The sequence below is a fragment of the Parabacteroides chongii genome (assembly GCF_029581355.1).
Lineage (GTDB): Bacteria > Bacteroidota > Bacteroidia > Bacteroidales > Tannerellaceae > Parabacteroides > Parabacteroides chongii.
Genome location: NZ_CP120849.1, coordinates 2,640,381 through 2,655,732 on the forward strand (window position 1 = coordinate 2,640,381; position 15,352 = coordinate 2,655,732).

The 15,352-nt window shown below is 48.6% G+C and carries 18 protein-coding genes and 3 tRNA genes; 9 read left to right on the forward strand and 12 right to left on the reverse strand.

All coding sequences use genetic code 11. The features are described 5' to 3' along the window. The first annotated feature begins 3 nt into the window (after positions 1-3). The 7 genes from P3L47_RS09805 (at position 4) to gltA (ending at position 6,974) form a co-directional block, all read left to right on the forward strand. Positions 4-1,038: an iron ABC transporter permease gene (locus tag P3L47_RS09805; protein WP_277783490.1), complete on the forward strand. Its 1,035-nt coding sequence runs from the start codon at positions 4-6 to the stop codon at positions 1,036-1,038. Next, complete coding sequence (locus P3L47_RS09810) at positions 1,038-2,081, forward strand: ABC transporter ATP-binding protein (protein WP_277783491.1); 1,044 nt, start codon at positions 1,038-1,040, stop codon at positions 2,079-2,081. The genes P3L47_RS09805 and P3L47_RS09810 overlap by 1 nt, the downstream gene beginning before the upstream one ends. A gap of 33 nt (positions 2,082-2,114) precedes the next feature. Then, positions 2,115-3,467, forward strand: coding sequence for an MATE family efflux transporter (locus tag P3L47_RS09815; RefSeq protein WP_122362831.1), 1,353 nt, complete (start codon positions 2,115-2,117; stop codon positions 3,465-3,467). A 71-nt stretch (positions 3,468-3,538) separates the two neighbouring features. After that, entirely contained in the window at positions 3,539-4,117 is a 579-nt protein-coding gene (locus P3L47_RS09820; RefSeq protein WP_122362832.1) for a DUF4251 domain-containing protein, read from the forward strand. Positions 4,118-4,212: 95 nt separating this feature from the next. After that, positions 4,213-4,596, forward strand: coding sequence for a co-chaperone GroES (locus P3L47_RS09825; protein ID WP_122362833.1), 384 nt, complete (start codon positions 4,213-4,215; stop codon positions 4,594-4,596). A 95-nt stretch (positions 4,597-4,691) separates the two neighbouring features. Further along, entirely contained in the window at positions 4,692-5,489 is a 798-nt protein-coding gene (locus P3L47_RS09830; protein WP_122362834.1) for a sulfide/dihydroorotate dehydrogenase-like FAD/NAD-binding protein, read from the forward strand. Positions 5,490-5,501: 12 nt separating this feature from the next. Further along, positions 5,502-6,974: an NADPH-dependent glutamate synthase gene (gltA, locus tag P3L47_RS09835; protein WP_277783492.1), complete on the forward strand. Its 1,473-nt coding sequence runs from the start codon at positions 5,502-5,504 to the stop codon at positions 6,972-6,974. A 271-nt stretch (positions 6,975-7,245) separates the two neighbouring features. Here gltA and P3L47_RS09840 read toward each other — a convergent pair whose 3' ends face one another. The 12 genes from P3L47_RS09840 to P3L47_RS09895 all read right to left on the reverse strand — a co-directional run bounded on the left by P3L47_RS09840 (position 7,246) and on the right by P3L47_RS09895 (position 12,430). Further along, positions 7,246-7,587, reverse strand: a complete 342-nt coding sequence (locus P3L47_RS09840) for a HepT-like ribonuclease domain-containing protein (RefSeq protein ID WP_122362836.1) — start codon at positions 7,585-7,587, stop codon at positions 7,246-7,248. After that, on the reverse strand, positions 7,580-7,879 hold the full coding sequence (locus P3L47_RS09845) for a nucleotidyltransferase family protein (RefSeq protein WP_122362837.1): 300 nt from the start codon (positions 7,877-7,879) through the stop codon (positions 7,580-7,582). Before P3L47_RS09845 ends, P3L47_RS09840 begins: the two co-directional genes overlap by 8 nt. A 118-nt stretch (positions 7,880-7,997) precedes the next feature. Continuing rightward, a tRNA-Gly gene (locus tag P3L47_RS09850) sits at positions 7,998-8,070 on the reverse strand. A gap of 15 nt (positions 8,071-8,085) precedes the next feature. Continuing rightward, positions 8,086-8,170: transfer RNA gene (locus P3L47_RS09855), tRNA-Leu, on the reverse strand. A gap of 19 nt (positions 8,171-8,189) precedes the next feature. Next, positions 8,190-8,262: transfer RNA gene (locus P3L47_RS09860), tRNA-Gly, on the reverse strand. 67 nt (positions 8,263-8,329) lie between these two features. Next, complete coding sequence (locus P3L47_RS09865; RefSeq protein WP_122362838.1) at positions 8,330-8,788, reverse strand: Rieske (2Fe-2S) protein; 459 nt, start codon at positions 8,786-8,788, stop codon at positions 8,330-8,332. Positions 8,789-8,791: 3 nt separating this feature from the next. Next, positions 8,792-10,129, reverse strand: coding sequence for an argininosuccinate lyase (gene argH, locus P3L47_RS09870; protein ID WP_277783493.1), 1,338 nt, complete (start codon positions 10,127-10,129; stop codon positions 8,792-8,794). Positions 10,130-10,140: 11 nt separating this feature from the next. After that, a complete protein-coding gene (locus P3L47_RS09875; protein WP_122362924.1) occupies positions 10,141-10,551 on the reverse strand; it encodes an SRPBCC family protein in 411 nt (136 codons plus the stop codon). A 16-nt stretch (positions 10,552-10,567) separates the two neighbouring features. Further along, on the reverse strand, positions 10,568-11,206 hold the full coding sequence (gene pyrE / locus P3L47_RS09880) for an orotate phosphoribosyltransferase (RefSeq protein ID WP_122362840.1): 639 nt from the start codon (positions 11,204-11,206) through the stop codon (positions 10,568-10,570). A gap of 109 nt (positions 11,207-11,315) precedes the next feature. After that, a complete protein-coding gene (locus tag P3L47_RS09885; protein WP_199715735.1) occupies positions 11,316-11,486 on the reverse strand; it encodes a hypothetical protein in 171 nt (56 codons plus the stop codon). A gap of 16 nt (positions 11,487-11,502) precedes the next feature. Next, a complete protein-coding gene (locus P3L47_RS09890; RefSeq protein WP_122362841.1) occupies positions 11,503-11,970 on the reverse strand; it encodes a glucosaminidase domain-containing protein in 468 nt (155 codons plus the stop codon). Between the two features lie 16 nt (positions 11,971-11,986). Beyond that, entirely contained in the window at positions 11,987-12,430 is a 444-nt protein-coding gene (locus P3L47_RS09895) for an HU family DNA-binding protein (RefSeq protein ID WP_277783494.1), read from the reverse strand. Between the two features lie 212 nt (positions 12,431-12,642). On the opposite strand from P3L47_RS09895, the gene P3L47_RS09900 reads away from it, so the two are divergent. Beyond that, entirely contained in the window at positions 12,643-12,879 is a 237-nt protein-coding gene (locus P3L47_RS09900; RefSeq protein WP_277783495.1) for a DUF4248 domain-containing protein, read from the forward strand. Positions 12,880-12,905: 26 nt separating this feature from the next. Beyond that, positions 12,906-15,302 (forward strand): DUF3987 domain-containing protein, encoded by a 2,397-nt coding sequence (locus tag P3L47_RS09905; protein ID WP_277783496.1) that lies wholly within the window; start codon positions 12,906-12,908, stop codon positions 15,300-15,302. Positions 15,303-15,352 lie beyond the last annotated feature (50 nt).

A 15,352-nucleotide genomic window follows, 5' to 3' on the forward strand; every position in this document is an offset into this window, starting at 1 on the left:
TCTATGCAAAAACGAATAACCTGGTCTCCCATACTGTTGACCATCCTGATAGTCTTGCTATTTCTAGGGGGGCTGATATATGGTGCCGTATCTATTCCGTTGGAAAGTGTCATCGATATCCTTTTAGGGAAGGACATCGGCCGTCCGGCATGGCAAAACATCATCCTGCAATCCCGTTTTCCGCAGGCGGTAACGGCGTTGCTTGCCGGTGCTTCGCTTGCTACCAGCGGGCTATTGCTGCAGACGCTTTTTCGAAACCCGTTGGCAGGTCCCTCTATCCTGGGTATCAGCGACGGTGCAAACCTGGGAGTGGCTGCCATCATGCTCTATTTCGGCGGAACCCTCAGTATGGTGACCGAACTGCCCATCAGCGGTTATCTGGCGGTCGTTATCGCCGCCTTTGCCGGTGCTGCCTGTATCCTGGGACTGATTATCTGGTTCTCTGCGAAGGTAAAGAATAACGTCATGCTCCTCATCATCGGGATTATGATCGGTTATATGGCATCCTCCTTGATCTCCGTGCTGAATTATTATGCATCGACCGACAAGGTACATGCCTTTGTCATGTGGGGGTTGGGTAATTTCTCGGGTGTCTCCCTGATGCAACTGCCTTACTTCTTCTTTTTCACGTTGGCAGGTCTGTTACTGGCTATCCTGCTGATCAAGCCGCTGAATGCTTTGCTCCTGGGAGAGATGTATGCCGCCAACCTGGGGATAAAGATCAAGCGAACCCGTATCGGGATCCTGTTCTGTACCGGTCTGCTGACGGCTACGACAACTGCCTTTTGCGGTCCCATCTCCTTTATCGGTCTGGCTGTTCCGCATATCGCCCGTCTGATGCTCGGCTCGTCCAATCATAAGATGCTGGTGCCGGTCACGATGCTGACAGGCTCCTGTATCGCTCTACTCTGTAATATACTGATGGTCATGCCCGGAACCAACAATATCCTGCCTTTGAATGCCGTAACCCCTATGTTGGGCGCTCCGGTCATTATCTATGTGATCGTGAATCGTAAAAATATCCAATACTTTGACTGATGAGGACACAGGAACCTGTCATAGAAGCCAGCCATCTCAGTATCGGCTACCTGCTGAAAGGCGGCAAGCGCAAGGTCATCCATGAGGACCTGAACCTGCATCTGCAAGCAGGCGAAGTCACCTGCCTGTTAGGACTGAACGGAGCCGGCAAATCCACTCTGTTGCGTACCCTCTGCGGTTTCCAGCCCCCGTTGTCGGGCGAGATCCGCCTGATGGGAAAACCGTTGGCATCCTATTCGCAAAGCAACTTTTCGCTGACGGTAGGTGTTGTACTGACGGAGAAGACAAATGCTGGGGGAATCACCGTTTACGAACTTGTCTCCCTGGGTCGTCACCCGTACACCGGTTTTTTCGGCCAGCTGAAGAAGCACGACAAGGAGATCATCGAGCAATCGCTGGAGGCAGCCGGCATTGCCCACAAAGCACAAAATTACGTATCCGAACTGAGCGACGGCGAACGGCAGAAAGCCATGATCGCCAAAGCCCTGGCACAGCAATGCCCGATCATCCTGCTGGATGAGCCGACCGCTTTCCTGGATGTCACCAGCCGCATAGAGACCATGGTGCTGCTGCATCGCCTGGCAATGGAACAACATAAAGCCATCCTCCTGTCTACCCATGATCTCGATCTGGCTATCCAGATGGGCGACTGCCTGTGGTTGCAGGAGAAAGGTCGTCCGATGGCCTGCGGTACACCCGAAGACCTGATATTGAGCGGTGCTTTCGAGTCTTTCTTCGGAAAGGAAGGTATCGTATTCGATCCCTCCACCGGAAAGCTGAATACGAAAGCTCCGGTCCGTCCGATAGGCGTAGAGGGCGACTTCCTGGTTTCCTACTGGGTGGGGAATGCCCTTATCCGGAACGGTTACCGTCCTGCTCCGGCAAAAGAGGGACAGGTAAACGTGAATTGCCTGTCTTCCAGTGAGCTTCTGCTGACTATGCCCGATGGAAAAGTGAGAAAACTGGATGGAGTGGCTGCTTTGGTGGAAGCTGTAAGGGAGGATGTCAGTGACTTGACAGTGTTACGAAGAATGAAAGAATAATAAAAGATATAACAAGATAAGTATAGACGAATTATGGCAAATGAAATAACCTGGCGGTTAGAGAATGAGAAAGTAGGCCGTCTGCTGTTACAGTATGCTATCCCGGCAGTGATCGGGACAATGGTGAACTCCTTATACAATATCGTAGACCGTGTTTTTATCGGTCAGGGTGTCGGTGCGCTGGCGATTGCCGGGCTTACGCTGACGTTCCCGATCCTGCTTTTCCTGCAGGCGTTCGGTATGTTGGTGGGGGCTGGTGCTGCGACGCGTGTCTCCATCCACCTGGGAAGAAAGGCGAACGATATGGCAGAGAAAGTGTTGGGAAATGCTTTCACGCTGACATTTATCATCACGCTCGTCACGGTGCTCCCCTGTATGATCTGGATGGAAGACTTGCTGCAGGCCTTTGGCGGTAGCGAACAGACCATTCCTTATGCTAAAGACTATTTGAATATAGTCGTCCCCGGAACAATCCTTACCTCACTGAGTTTCGGCTTTAATGCCATCATGCGTGCTTCCGGTTATCCGAAGAAAGCCATGTTCACCATGCTGATCGGAGCGATCGCCAATGTGGTCCTCGATCCGATCTTTATCTTCTGGCTGGATATGGGGATACAGGGAGCGGCGATTGCTACCATCATTTCCATGCTGCTGAGTACCGCTTTCGTGATGAATCACTTTGTTCAGAAAGACAGTATCGTCCGCTTCCACAGGGGAACGTTCAAGCTGGAGGGGCATGTCGTATGGAATATCCTGACAATCGGTATCTCGCCGTTCGCCATGCAGCTGGCAGGCAGCCTGGTGGTCGTTATCCAGAACTATGCGCTGAAAGTACATGGCGGCGACCTGGCGTTGGGGGCGAACGGGATCATAACCAGTGTCGGTATGCTGCTGGTCATGCTGATCATCGGTATCGCGCAGGGAATGCAGCCGATTGTCGGTTTCAATTACGGGGCAGGACATCATAAACGCGTGCAGGATACCTTGTGGCTCGTTATTATTACGGCAACCGTCATTATGGGGATCGGCTGCCTGTGCAGCGTCCTCTTCCCCGAAGTGATCTCACGTGCTTTCACGAACGATCCGGCACTGATAGAGGTGACGGCGAACGGTCTTCGCATCAGTTTGCTGGTCTTTGTGGTGGTCGGTTCGCAGATATGTATCAGCCAGTTCTTCCAAAGTATCGGCATCGCCTGGAAAGCCATGTTTCTTAGCCTGAGCCGCCAGTGCCTGTTCCTGATACCCGCCCTGCTGGTGTTTCCGAATATCTGGGGACTGGACGGTGTGTGGTATGCATCTCCTTTTTCAGACTTCATTGCAGCCGTAACTGCCTGGGGTTTCTTGTGGTATCATGTTAAAAACATAAAAAGTAAAGGACTTGATTGAACTTCCTGGCATATTATTTGTCTATATAATGAAAAGTGATTCACAAGGTAGTAATTATAAAGAATAGAAGTATGAAAAGAGTATTATTATTGCTAGCTGTCCTGCTGTTTAGTGCCGGTTCGGGGACAATGATGGCACAACAGGATAAAGCGGCTGAAAAGGCTGCTAAAAAAGCGGAGAAAGAAGCTAAGAAAGCTGCAGAAGAAGCTGAAAACATGGCGTTGTTTGAACAGGCTGTCCAGGCTCTTAACAGTAAAGACTTCGTGCTCGAAGCAGATCGTGTGGAATTTAAACGCGGACGCTTTGTATATGTCACTCCCAGTACCAACTTCGTATCGATGGACGGTAACCGTGCAACGATCCAGTTGGCATTCAACGGAGCATATGCCGGTCCTAACGGTATCGGAGGGATCACTGTAGAAGGAAACGCCTCGAATGTCGAAATGAAGACCGACAAGAAAGGGAATGTCACTTTCAGTATGATGGTACAAGGTGTAGCTGTTTCAGCTAACGTAACTTTCCGTATGGCAAAGGGAACCAACAAATGTACGGCTACTGTAAGTCCTAACTTCAACAGCAACCGTATCTCATTTACCGGTACCCTGTATCCGACAGAACAATCCAATGTGTTTAAGGGACGTTCCATTTAAACATATATTGATATACTCTGAATGAAGGAGACGTTGCTTTGCGACGTCTCTTTTTTTATATCTTTGCATTCAACTAACTGATAACACGAACGAGTATGCAATTATCAATCGACCAAAAAGACATAGATAAATTTATCATGATAGGCGATAAGGTGCTTGTCAAACCGAAAAATCCGCAGAGTCAGACTAAATCAGGTCTTTACTTGCCGCCTACGGTACAGCAGGATAAGATACAGAGCGGTTATATCATCAAGGTGGGTCCCGGTTTTCCCCTGCCTTCGCAGAAAGAAGAGCACGAAGTATGGGAAAAGAAAGAGGATGAAGCTGTCCATTACCTGCCACTGCAGGCACACGAGGGTGACCTGGCTGTTTATTTGCAGAATGCCGCCTATGAGATCAAGTTTAACGATGAAAAGTTCCTGATCGTGCCTCATTCTGCCATTCTGATGCTGCTTCGCGACGAAGGATTGTTCGAATAAAGCCTTTTTCTTTGGCAAAATACTAATAGATATACTTTTTTGATGTATTTTTGCAAGCAAATCAACAAAATAAACTATCAACAGTAGCGATTAGAATGAATAAAATTGTAAGTAAAGAACATTTCTCTGCCAACGTCGTGAAGCTGGAAGTGGAAGCTCCGCTGATTGCCCGCTCACGCAAGGCCGGTCACTTTGTGATCGTAAAAGTGGGAGAGAAAGGTGAACGTATCCCTTTAACCATTGCAGGAGCTGATACTCAGAAAGGAACCATTACCCTGGTGATCCAGGCTGTAGGCGGCTCATCCAAGAAGATCTGCGACTTGAACGCAGGCGACTATATTACCGATTTGGTAGGTCCGCTGGGACAGGCTACCCATATCGAGAAGGTTGGAACGGTAGTTTGTGCCGGTGGTGGTGTAGGTGTAGCCCCGCTGCTGCCTATCGTCGAGGCTTTCCATAAGGCGGGTAACCGTGTGATTGTCATACTGGCTGCCCGTACGAAAGACCTGGTGATCCTGGAAGAACAGATGAAAGCCAACTCCGACGAAGTGATCGTGATGACCGACGACGGTTCCTACGGTACGAAAGGACTGGTGACGAACGGCGTGGAAAGTGTGATCAACCGTGAGAAGGTAGACCTGTGTGTAACCATCGGTCCGGCTATCATGATGAAATTCGTTTCAGCGCTTACAAAGAAATATGAGATACCTACCGTCGCATCCCTGAATACGATCATGGTAGACGGTACGGGCATGTGCGGCGCTTGCCGTATCACGGTGGGTGGAAAGACCAAGTTCGTCTGTGTGGACGGACCGGAGTTCGATGCTCATCAGGTTGATTTCGACGAGATGCTTATGCGTCTGGGTGCTTATAAAGATATTGAAAAGAAATAACCACTTAAACAAATGACAACAGCAGAACTAATTGCGGCCCGCCGTTCCGAACCCTGGAGGGAAGAGCTGCGCAAGAGCAAAAAAAATAAAGAACGCACGGATATTCCCCGTGTAGAAATGAATGAACTCGATCCGGAGTACCGTAGCCATACCCGCCTGGAAGAGGTGAACCTGGGTCTGACAAAAGAACAGGCGATGCAGGAGGCACAACGTTGCCTCGACTGCCCGAATCCGACCTGTATGGAAGGTTGTCCGGTAAGTATCAATATCCCGACATTTATCAAGAACATCGAACGGGGTGAATTTCTCGAAGCAGCGAAGGTACTGAAAGAAACGAGTGCCCTGCCTGCCGTTTGCGGTCGTGTATGTCCGCAGGAGAAACAGTGTGAAAGCAAATGTATCCACCTGAAGATGAAGAAAGCTCCGGTAGCCATCGGTTATTTGGAACGCTTTGCTGCCGACTATGAACGGGAGAGCGGTCAGATATCTGTGCCGGAAATCGCAGAAAGGAACGGTATCAAAGTGGCCGTGATCGGTTCCGGTCCTGCCGGTCTGTCTTTTGCCGGTGATATGGCGAAACGTGGATATGATGTTACCGTGTTCGAAGCGTTGCACGAGATCGGTGGTGTGTTGAAATATGGTATTCCTGAATTTCGTCTGCCGAACAAGATCGTGGACGTAGAGATCGAAGGACTTCGTAAGATGGGTGTGAAGTTTATCACGAACTGTATCGTCGGCAAGACGATCAGTTATGAAGACTTGCGCGAAGGAGGCTTCAAGGGCTTTTTTGCCGCCAGTGGTGCCGGTTTGCCTAATTTCATGAACATACCGGGTGAGAACCTGATCGGTGTCATGTCGTCCAACGAATACCTGACACGTGTCAACCTGATGGATGCTGCCAATCCCGAGAGCGATACGCCTGTGTTGCAGGGTAAGAAAGTGGCTGTGATCGGTGGTGGTAACACGGCGATGGATTCTGTACGTACTGCTCGCCGTCTGGGGGCCGAACGTGCCATGATCGTTTACCGCCGTAGCGAAGAAGAAATGCCTGCCCGTATCGAGGAGGTGAAACATGCCAAAGAAGAGGGCGTGGAATTCCTGACCTTGCACAACCCGATCGAATATATCGGCGACGAACGAGGCCGTGTTAAACAGATGCGCCTGCAGAAGATGGAACTGGGTGAACCGGATGCTTCCGGCCGCCGCCGCCCCGTACCCATAGAAGGCGCCATCGATACGATCGATGTAGACGAAGTTATCGTCAGCGTCGGTGTTTCTCCCAACCCGCTTATCCCGCGTGCTTTCAGCGGCCTGGAAGTGAGCAAATGGGGCACGATCGTAGTCGATCAGGATACCATGCGTTCGGCGCTGCCGGATGTATATGCCGGAGGCGACATTGTTCGCGGTGGCGCGACGGTGATCCTGGCGATGGGTGACGGCCGTAAAGCTGCTGCTGCCATGGATGCCGCCCTGCAGGGAAAATGATCTGAATAACTCTATAAATAGGAGCCCGGTCCGGACAGGCCGGGCTTTTTCTTTGCATAAATGTTATGAAATGTCTATGTCTTCCAATTTTTAAGAGCTTCCGGTAAAAAGATGTTGCAAATGAGAAATTTATTTTTAAATTTGCGTTTAACTGATCATTCAGAAAAAAGACATATAGAGGTAAAGGTAGTATTTATACAATAGTTATAAATATTAGTGTGTCTATGAAGGGAGGACTATGGCAGAAATGCTGTGGTCCTTTTTTATTTAGTTATTCTGATTTTAGTAATGCTATTGCTTCTTGTTTTAATTTAGGCAAATGGTTTACAACGATACTCCACAATATATCGATAGACAGACTGTCGTATCCATGTATGATGTAATTACGAGCATCGACGATCTTACGTGAGTTAGTGATTGTAATGTCGGAATTTACTTTTAGGATCCGGTTCATGGCTTCTCCAATAATTTCAACATTTCTTTCCACTGCGCGTCTAAGGCGTAGATCCCTGTTAAATTCTTCAAATAACTTCGGTTGGTTTTCAAAGAAACTTTCTATTTCTTCGATGGCCGTTATGATGTCCTGTAAATGTTTTTTTATATAGTTATCCATATAATTGTACTTTAGTTGTGTCAATACTTTCTTTCAAATATGGGTTTCGTACAGCTTTACCTTCCAATAGATCAACATCTCGTCCTAAAAGGCTTTCCAGTGCGTATTTTAAATCAAAGTAATTATCTGCATAATCTTCTAAATTGACACCTTCGAAGTCTACTAACAGATCGATATCACTCTTGTCTGTAAATCGATTAGTAAGTACAGAACCGAAAGCAAACAAATTCTTTACCTTATGCTTTTTGCATAAAGCTATAATCTTTGGTAGATAATTGCTGAAGAAGTTCATATGCCTTGTATTTAGTTGTAACAAAAGTAGATATTATTCTTTAAAAGAGCAATAGGAGGGATAGACTACAAATAAAAAGCCCCGATATTGCAAGCAATACCGAGGCCTTTTGGAAGCGAGCGAAAGACGGGACTCGAACCCGCGACCCTAACCTTGGCAAGGTTATGCTCTACCAACTGAGCTACTTTCGCAATTAAATCAAACTGTACTCGAAGCGGGACTTGAACCCGCACAGCCGCAATGGCCAAAGGATTTTAAGTCCTTCGTGTCTACCGATTCCACCATTCGAGCATCCCTTCTCTTAGAGATGAGCGAAAGACGGGACTCGAACCCGCGACCCTAACCTTGGCAAGGTTATGCTCTACCAACTGAGCTACTTTCGCATTGTTTTCGTTTGCGTGTGCAAAGGTAGATGATTTTTCTTTATTTGCAAACAAAATAGGAACTTTTTTAATAATTTCTTATCAATAAAGTCTTATCTGTCTGATCGACACGGTAATGCTGTAAGACCTTAGTTGCTGGACCTTCCATAGGATTGCCCACTCCATTCGATATGTCATACTTACTTCCACATTTAGGGCAGACTGCAAAAACCCCATCTTGTACTTCTACTGTTACATTTGAAGATGCTTCATAAGGGCAGGCTGCATCGAATGCATAATAGACATTTTGAGAACCTCCGTTATTACTGAACCCATTGTATACAAGTATACCACCTAGCCCAAATCTAGCATCGTGTTGGTTTGTATTTTTCTCTGTGAATATTTTAGACGCTTGAGACGCTTGAAGTCTCCATTCTGTATTTAAATTGACTTCAAAATAAACAGGATAGAGACCTAAGCTGGGTTCAATGGTTTTACTACAAGAGAGAACCATGAAAGTAAGTAGACAAAAAATAATCCTTTTCATATATTATGCTAACAGTTCCTTTTCTGCTTCGTTTACTTTACTAAACGAGAAACCGTCGATAATATTTTGCATCAGAGCAGAAATACTGTCATTGCACAGATTACCGATACTACCTTCGTGTGTATGACTGACCGCCTTATTCGGAGTGAATTTACCCGCTTCGATGTTCAGACCGATCTGTTTATAAGCGTCGCGGAAAGGAACACCCTCCAGCACGAGACGATTGACCTCCTCTACGCTGAACAACAGGGCATATTTGTCATCATCCAAAATATGCTCGTTCACCTTCACTTCGCGCATCATATGCGTCACCATGCGGATGCAATCCTTCAGCTCGTCGAAAGCAGGCAGGAACACCTCCTTGATGATCTGCAGGTCACGGAAATAACCCGACGGCAGGTTGTTGCATATCAGCGTGATCTGCTGCGGCAATCCCTGTATCTTGTTGCATTTCGCACGTGTCAGCTCGAATACGTCCGGATTCTTCTTGTGCGGCATAATGCTAGAACCCGTCGTGAACTGGTCGGGCAGCTTGATAAACCCGAAGTTCTGGCTGTTGAACATGCAAGCGTCGAACGCCAGCTTCGAAAGTGTTGCGGCAATACCTGCCATAGCGAAAGCCACCGTGCGTTCCATCTTGCCGCGTCCCATCTGTGCATAGACCACATTGTAATCCAATGCATCGAATCCCAGCAAGTTCGTCGTCATCTGGCGGTTCAGCGGGAAAGAAGAGCCATATCCGGCAGCCGAACCCAGCGGGTTACGGTTGCAAACCTTATAAGCAGCCTGCATCATCTGCAAATCATCCGCCAGGCTCTCGGCATACGCCCCGAACCACAGGCCGAATGAAGAAGGCATCGCTATCTGCAGATGCGTATATCCCGGCATCAGTATATGCTTATAACGGTTACTCTGGCTGATCAACACTTCGAACAGCCCGTTGGTCAGCTCTACCAATTCCTGTATCTGTGCACGTGTGAACAGTTTCAAGTCCAGCAACACCTGGTCGTTGCGTGAGCGTCCGCTATGAATCTTCTTGCCGATATCGCCCAGACGACGTGTCAGCATCAGCTCCACCTGCGAATGGACATCTTCCACGCCCTCTTCGATCACGAATTCGCCGCGGTCTGCCACGGCATAGATGTTTTTAAGCTCGGCAAGCAGAACCGTCAGTTCATCTTTTTCGAGCAGCCCGATGCTTTCCAGCATCGTTATATGAGCCATTGAGCCAAGAACGTCGTATTTAGCGAGGTAAAGGTCCATTTCGCGGTCCCTGCCTACGGTAAATGTTTCGACTTCCTTGTCTACCTGTACATTTTTTTCCCAAAGTTTCTGAGCCATAATGCGGAGAATTAATAGGGCAGGGAGGCAATCACAGTTGAAATCTTGTCGAGAGCGTCCTGCAACGGTTTTGATACCATCGGTTTGATAAACGGATTCAGATCGGCGCGGATCGTCATTTTCAATCGCGTGTCAGCTTCTTCCACCTGTTTCAGCTGAATCCACAAGAAGAGTGGCACGGGCGAATTGGTTGTCGTAAATTTGATTGTCTTGTTCGGTTCGCGTTCTACGATCTCGAAGCGTATTTTACCTACGGGATCGACAGCGAAACTGCAAGAGTCGCTGTCGAACTCGAAGTCTTTGATTTTATCTTGTGGAATGCGGTCCTTAATCCGTTCCAGGTTGGAAAGGTCGGACAGCATTGCATAGACACGGTCCTCGTTATAGGGGATCGTTTTGATATCACTTACAAATTCTGTCATTCCGGATCCTGTAAAATTAAACACCCGGATTCCAGCTGGAAGGGTCTTTACGCCATTCCTGAAGGATTGAGATTTCAGATTCGTCGATATAATCTGTACGTACTGCTTCTTCCAGGACAGCGTCATAGTTGCTCAGTGTCGTCAGCTGAACTTTAGCTTCCTTGAATGCTTCTACGGCAACAGGGAATCCATAAGTAAAGATCGCTACCATACCTACTACATCGCAACCGAAATTACGTACAGCCTGTACAGCTTTCAAGCTACTACCTCCAGTAGACACCAGGTCTTCGATAATAACCACTTTTGAACCCGGTTTCAATTCACCTTCGATAAGATTTTCCAATCCATGATCCTTTGGCGTTGCACGGATATAAACAAAAGGTAGTCCCAGTAAGTCGGCTACCAATGCGCCCTGAGCGATTGCTCCTGTAGCTACACCTGCGATAGCATCTGCATTTTCATACTTTTCGCTAATTACGCGAGCCAGTTCCAATTTGATGAAACTGCGAACAGCCGGATAAGAAAGCGTTTTTCTGTTATCGTTATAAATCGGTGATCTCCAGCCAGAAGCCCATGTAAACGGATTTGCCGGTTGTAATTTAACGGCTTTAATCTTTAATAATTTCTCTGCAACTAATCTTTCCAGTGTTTTCATACAATCCTACATATATATTTATATCAGTTTGCAAAAGTAGGCAATCAGAATGATATAACCTTGTAGAAGCCGAAAAAAATGAGACTTTTACAACAATTTGAGCCTGATCCTAAGGGACAGGCTCAAATACAGGGTAATCCCTTTCCGTGCCAGGCGGAGCAGCAGGGGCGGGATACGTTTCAGTAACGATAGCTGTTTCATCATCTGCCGATGGTTTAAAGTGAAACAAAAAGTTCAGCAATGCAAGAATAAATTCGATGATACGTTTGAATTTGGACATAAGTATTGATGTTTGTTTAGTATATTATTGCGATTACTGCCTGTACGGTTTTTTCTATCTGTACCAGGCTGCGGCGGTAGGTTTCGCGGTCATCACCGTTGAGTTCGCTGATGTAGGGACTGTAGGCTATCTCGCGGGCGTAGGCTTCCGGATTTTTGCTTACCTGCCAGGCCGATCGGTAGTTGTTTCGGATCAGACGGGCGAAATCGAGGAACGAGTTTTCACGTGTGTCGTACCGACGGAAGTCGAGCGAATAGGCAGTTGTCTTTACCTGTGTTTTCCTGCCGTGCCAATACTGGTTGCCGGCGCCGTAGGCAGTCATACCAAAGAAATTGTTACTGCCTGTAGCCAGGTTGCTCGTGCCCCACCCGCTTTCGAAAGCAGCTTGTGCCAATATCACGGAGGGGTTCATGTTGAAAGCCGCTCCCGCCGCCAGGGCGGCAGGGAGGGAGGCTTTGACGAATTTGATTTGTTGTGCTGTCATAATACGTTTTTTTAACTTATTCAATAACCGGGCGATCATCGTCATTGTCGCTTCCCGACTGCCCCGGAGCTTTGTCGATGCGTTCGAGGCTGACCTTTTCGATCATTGCCCGGAGCTTGTCGCCAGGAGTGAAGATGATTTTGGGTTTTCGGATCATGGAAGCCTGGAAGTCTTTTTCTTCGACTGTGCCCGAGCTGCCGATCGACAGGCGGAAATTGCCCAGCCTGCCCAGCTGTACCACTTCGTTGCGCAGCAATGCCTCTTCCATGGCACGGATCAGCCCCAGTACGACCAGCGCCACGTCACCGTCGCTTGCTGTCGACCGGTCGGCTATCAGTTCGCAAATCGAGTCGAAATCCATCTTGCCACTGACCGGCGCCGAGGCGTAATAACGTTTGGCATCGTCGGCAACACCTTTGGTAAGGTCCTTTTTCTGGACCAGTTTGTACTTTACTGACATAGTGTTAAATATTTAAGGGTTAGTGTAATAAATAGCTCTTATAGAACTTCAATACAAAGATACTATAGCCTTTACCCGCCAGCGGATGCTAACGAAAGGTACGTGATGATCAGCGTGTATATTTATTTTGATAATTATTCCCCTTTTGATATACAACGTATGCATATTATTTGTATATTGTAATCAGTTAATAACTTAATAAATAAAATATTATGGAGGACAAAAAAAGAGAGATGTCTCCCTGGCGGCGTGCGTATGGTGTAACCGAATTCGCACAATTGTACTTTCCGGGTCAGACACCGGTGGTGGCTTATAAGCGCATGTGGGAATGGATACGAACCTCCCGTGGTCTCAAAGCAAAGCTCGAAGCGGCAGGATGGGTGAAATTTCAGAAATTGTACACCCCCAAGCAGGTAGCCGTATTGATCGATCACCTGGGCGAACCTTGACCAGGCGTAAATTTAATAAGAAATTCATGAGTGAATTAAAAAAACAGCAAGTGGAATGCTCATTCTATGAATCGGCATTCAAGACAGCGGTCTGCGTAACCGTCTCGTTGGAGAGTTACCTGGCCGGAGTAAAGAACGGAAAATACGAGGCTCTCGTCGAACGGCTGCGCAGCTACAAGGCAGCCGGGGATACGGAGCGTGCGGACAACGCCAAGAAAAAACTACCCCTGCTCGTTGCCGGAGGCGTGATGGAAGGTGGCCGTAAGCTGGAGCACATGGTGCGCTACAGCCGGTGTATAACGATCGACCTGGACGATGTGCCGGGCGACCCTCTCGATTTCCTGCGTCGGGCTGAGACGCTCGATTATGTGAAGGCGGGGCATATCAGTCCTTCCGGAACGGGAAATAAACTCTTCGTATTGGTAGACAGTTCGCTGCCGGACCATGTGACGGCATTCGGATATGTCAGCCGGATGATCGAACGCGACCTGCCCGGCGTAAAAGTCGACGCTTCGGGCAAGGATGCCAACCGCAGCTGTTTTGTCAGTTACGACCCGGATGCCTTCTACAAGGAGGTTGCGCAGGTAGTGCACGTCCCGGTCGACGAGCTGAAAGCCGAAAAACAACCGGCTGCTCCGGTTGCCCGTGCCATCAGACGTGGCGGCGGACAACCGGGCGCAAATGCCTTGTCGAACTACATCGACCGCTTTGAGTCGGATAACCCGTTTGCCGACGGTGGCCGCCACAGCTATCTGGTGCGACTGACTTCGGCGCTGAACAGTGCCGGTTTTGCGGAGTATGAAGTGGAAACCGAATGTCTGCGTCGCTACTGCGAACCGGGATTCGGGGAGAAAGAAATCCGGGGAATCGTGGCGGACATTTACCGTCGTTACCGCAGTGCGCACGGCAGTAATCCATATGATCCGTCGAAAGGCGAGAAGCCGGGAGCTTGTCTCAAAAATCTCAAAAATCTCTCTCCGGCTCCTGATTTTTCCACTCCGGAGGATGATGGCTCTATGGGCTTTGATATTGAAGCCGAAGATGCCCGTTTACCCCACTTCGGGAGAGACCTTTTCGACCGTCTTCCGAAGCTCCTCGCGGACGCGGTGGCACCGGCCGGCGACGATACGGAATTTGACCTGATGCTGCTTGCCGGACTGACCGTTTGCAGCACCGCCTTGCCTGGCGTGACCGGCAATTTGAAGGACGAACCGTATGCCCCGCCGTTTTATACCCTGCTGATCGGTCCTTCGGGCAGCGGCAAGGGATGTATCCATGCGATGCACAAGGTAGTGGAACCCTGGCAACGATACGTGGCTGACATGTCGCGCCATGATGTGGAGCAGTACAAAAAGGAGAAGGAGACCTACGACACGTACAAGTTCCAGCAGCGTTACGGCAAGAAGAAGACCACCGCGGGGCCAGTTCCCACGGAGCCGAAGCCGGTCTTCCTCAAACAGCTGCACATGAGCGGCTACACCACGACGGCGCGTATGATCGAACAGTTGCATATCAACGACCATTATGCTTCGTTGATGTTTGAGACGGAGTTGGAGTCGGTCACTGTCACTCTTACGCAGGATTTCGGCGGGTATGGGTATCTTTTGAATCAGATATTCCATCACGAAACGATCAGTAGCTCGTCGAAGACGAACGGTTCTTTCCTGGTGCGGCGTCCTATGATGGGTCTGTTGGCTACCGGTACGCCGGGCATGCTGGCGCAGCTGGTGCCTTCTACCGAAAGCGGATTGTTCAGTCGCCTGTTGATTTACAAAATCACGGGTCATACGGAATATCGTCCGCTCACCTCGTCGGACAATGTGCGTCAGAATGCGTTCTATTATGACGGGCTGGGGTTGCGCCTGCTCGATATAGCGATTCATTTGGACAAGTCGCCGACCTTTGTCAGCTTTTCCGACAAACAGCGCAAGCGGCTGGATCGTTATTTCAAACGCGAATATTATAATGTACGCGTGTTCAATAATAATGACGTGGCTTCGGTGGTGCTTCGTCATCGCCTGATAATCTTCCGTATGGCGATGGTGCTGACAGCCTTGCGCAAGGGTGAAAGCCTGAGTACGGATGCGCATATCGAGATTTCGGATGAAGACTTCGAAACGGCTTTCCACATCGGCACCCGTACGTTGCAGCATTCGCTCCTGATCAGCACTTCGATGAAGCATAGCAAGGCGGAGCATCACTATAAGATTCCGACCATTCAGTTGGATTTGTTTGCCGACATGTCGGACGAGTTCCGGATCACCGAGATACTCGAATTGGCGGGCGTCCGCGGAATCAGCCGTGCAACGGTGTATCGGATGCTGAAAAAGGCGCAGGAATACAAGCTATTGATCTCAGTAGGAGCGGGTTGCTATCGCAAGACGGAAGAGGGTAAGAATGTAAAAAATTCAGAAACGGATTAGAGATTTTTGAGATAATTGAGACAAATGAGTAAATTTGCCCTCGAAACCGT

Coding starts and splice junctions, on each gene's coding strand:
- P3L47_RS09805 (WP_277783490.1), top strand. CDS start 4: ATGCAAAAACGAATAACCTGGTCTCCCATACTGTTGACCATCCTGATA.
- P3L47_RS09810 (WP_277783491.1), top strand. CDS start 1,038: ATGAGGACACAGGAACCTGTCATAGAAGCCAGCCATCTCAGTATCGGC.
- P3L47_RS09815 (WP_122362831.1), top strand. CDS start 2,115: ATGGCAAATGAAATAACCTGGCGGTTAGAGAATGAGAAAGTAGGCCGT.
- P3L47_RS09820 (WP_122362832.1), top strand. CDS start 3,539: ATGAAAAGAGTATTATTATTGCTAGCTGTCCTGCTGTTTAGTGCCGGT.
- P3L47_RS09825 (WP_122362833.1), top strand. CDS start 4,213: ATGCAATTATCAATCGACCAAAAAGACATAGATAAATTTATCATGATA.
- P3L47_RS09830 (WP_122362834.1), top strand. CDS start 4,692: ATGAATAAAATTGTAAGTAAAGAACATTTCTCTGCCAACGTCGTGAAG.
- gltA (WP_277783492.1), top strand. CDS start 5,502: ATGACAACAGCAGAACTAATTGCGGCCCGCCGTTCCGAACCCTGGAGG.
- P3L47_RS09840 (WP_122362836.1), bottom strand. CDS start 7,587: ATGGATAACTATATAAAAAAACATTTACAGGACATCATAACGGCCATC.
- P3L47_RS09845 (WP_122362837.1), bottom strand. CDS start 7,879: ATGAACTTCTTCAGCAATTATCTACCAAAGATTATAGCTTTATGCAAA.
- P3L47_RS09865 (WP_122362838.1), bottom strand. CDS start 8,788: ATGAAAAGGATTATTTTTTGTCTACTTACTTTCATGGTTCTCTCTTGT.
- argH (WP_277783493.1), bottom strand. CDS start 10,129: ATGGCTCAGAAACTTTGGGAAAAAAATGTACAGGTAGACAAGGAAGTC.
- P3L47_RS09875 (WP_122362924.1), bottom strand. CDS start 10,551: ATGACAGAATTTGTAAGTGATATCAAAACGATCCCCTATAACGAGGAC.
- pyrE (WP_122362840.1), bottom strand. CDS start 11,206: ATGAAAACACTGGAAAGATTAGTTGCAGAGAAATTATTAAAGATTAAA.
- P3L47_RS09885 (WP_199715735.1), bottom strand. CDS start 11,486: ATGTCCAAATTCAAACGTATCATCGAATTTATTCTTGCATTGCTGAAC.
- P3L47_RS09890 (WP_122362841.1), bottom strand. CDS start 11,970: ATGACAGCACAACAAATCAAATTCGTCAAAGCCTCCCTCCCTGCCGCC.
- P3L47_RS09895 (WP_277783494.1), bottom strand. CDS start 12,430: ATGTCAGTAAAGTACAAACTGGTCCAGAAAAAGGACCTTACCAAAGGT.
- P3L47_RS09900 (WP_277783495.1), top strand. CDS start 12,643: ATGGAGGACAAAAAAAGAGAGATGTCTCCCTGGCGGCGTGCGTATGGT.
- P3L47_RS09905 (WP_277783496.1), top strand. CDS start 12,906: ATGAGTGAATTAAAAAAACAGCAAGTGGAATGCTCATTCTATGAATCG.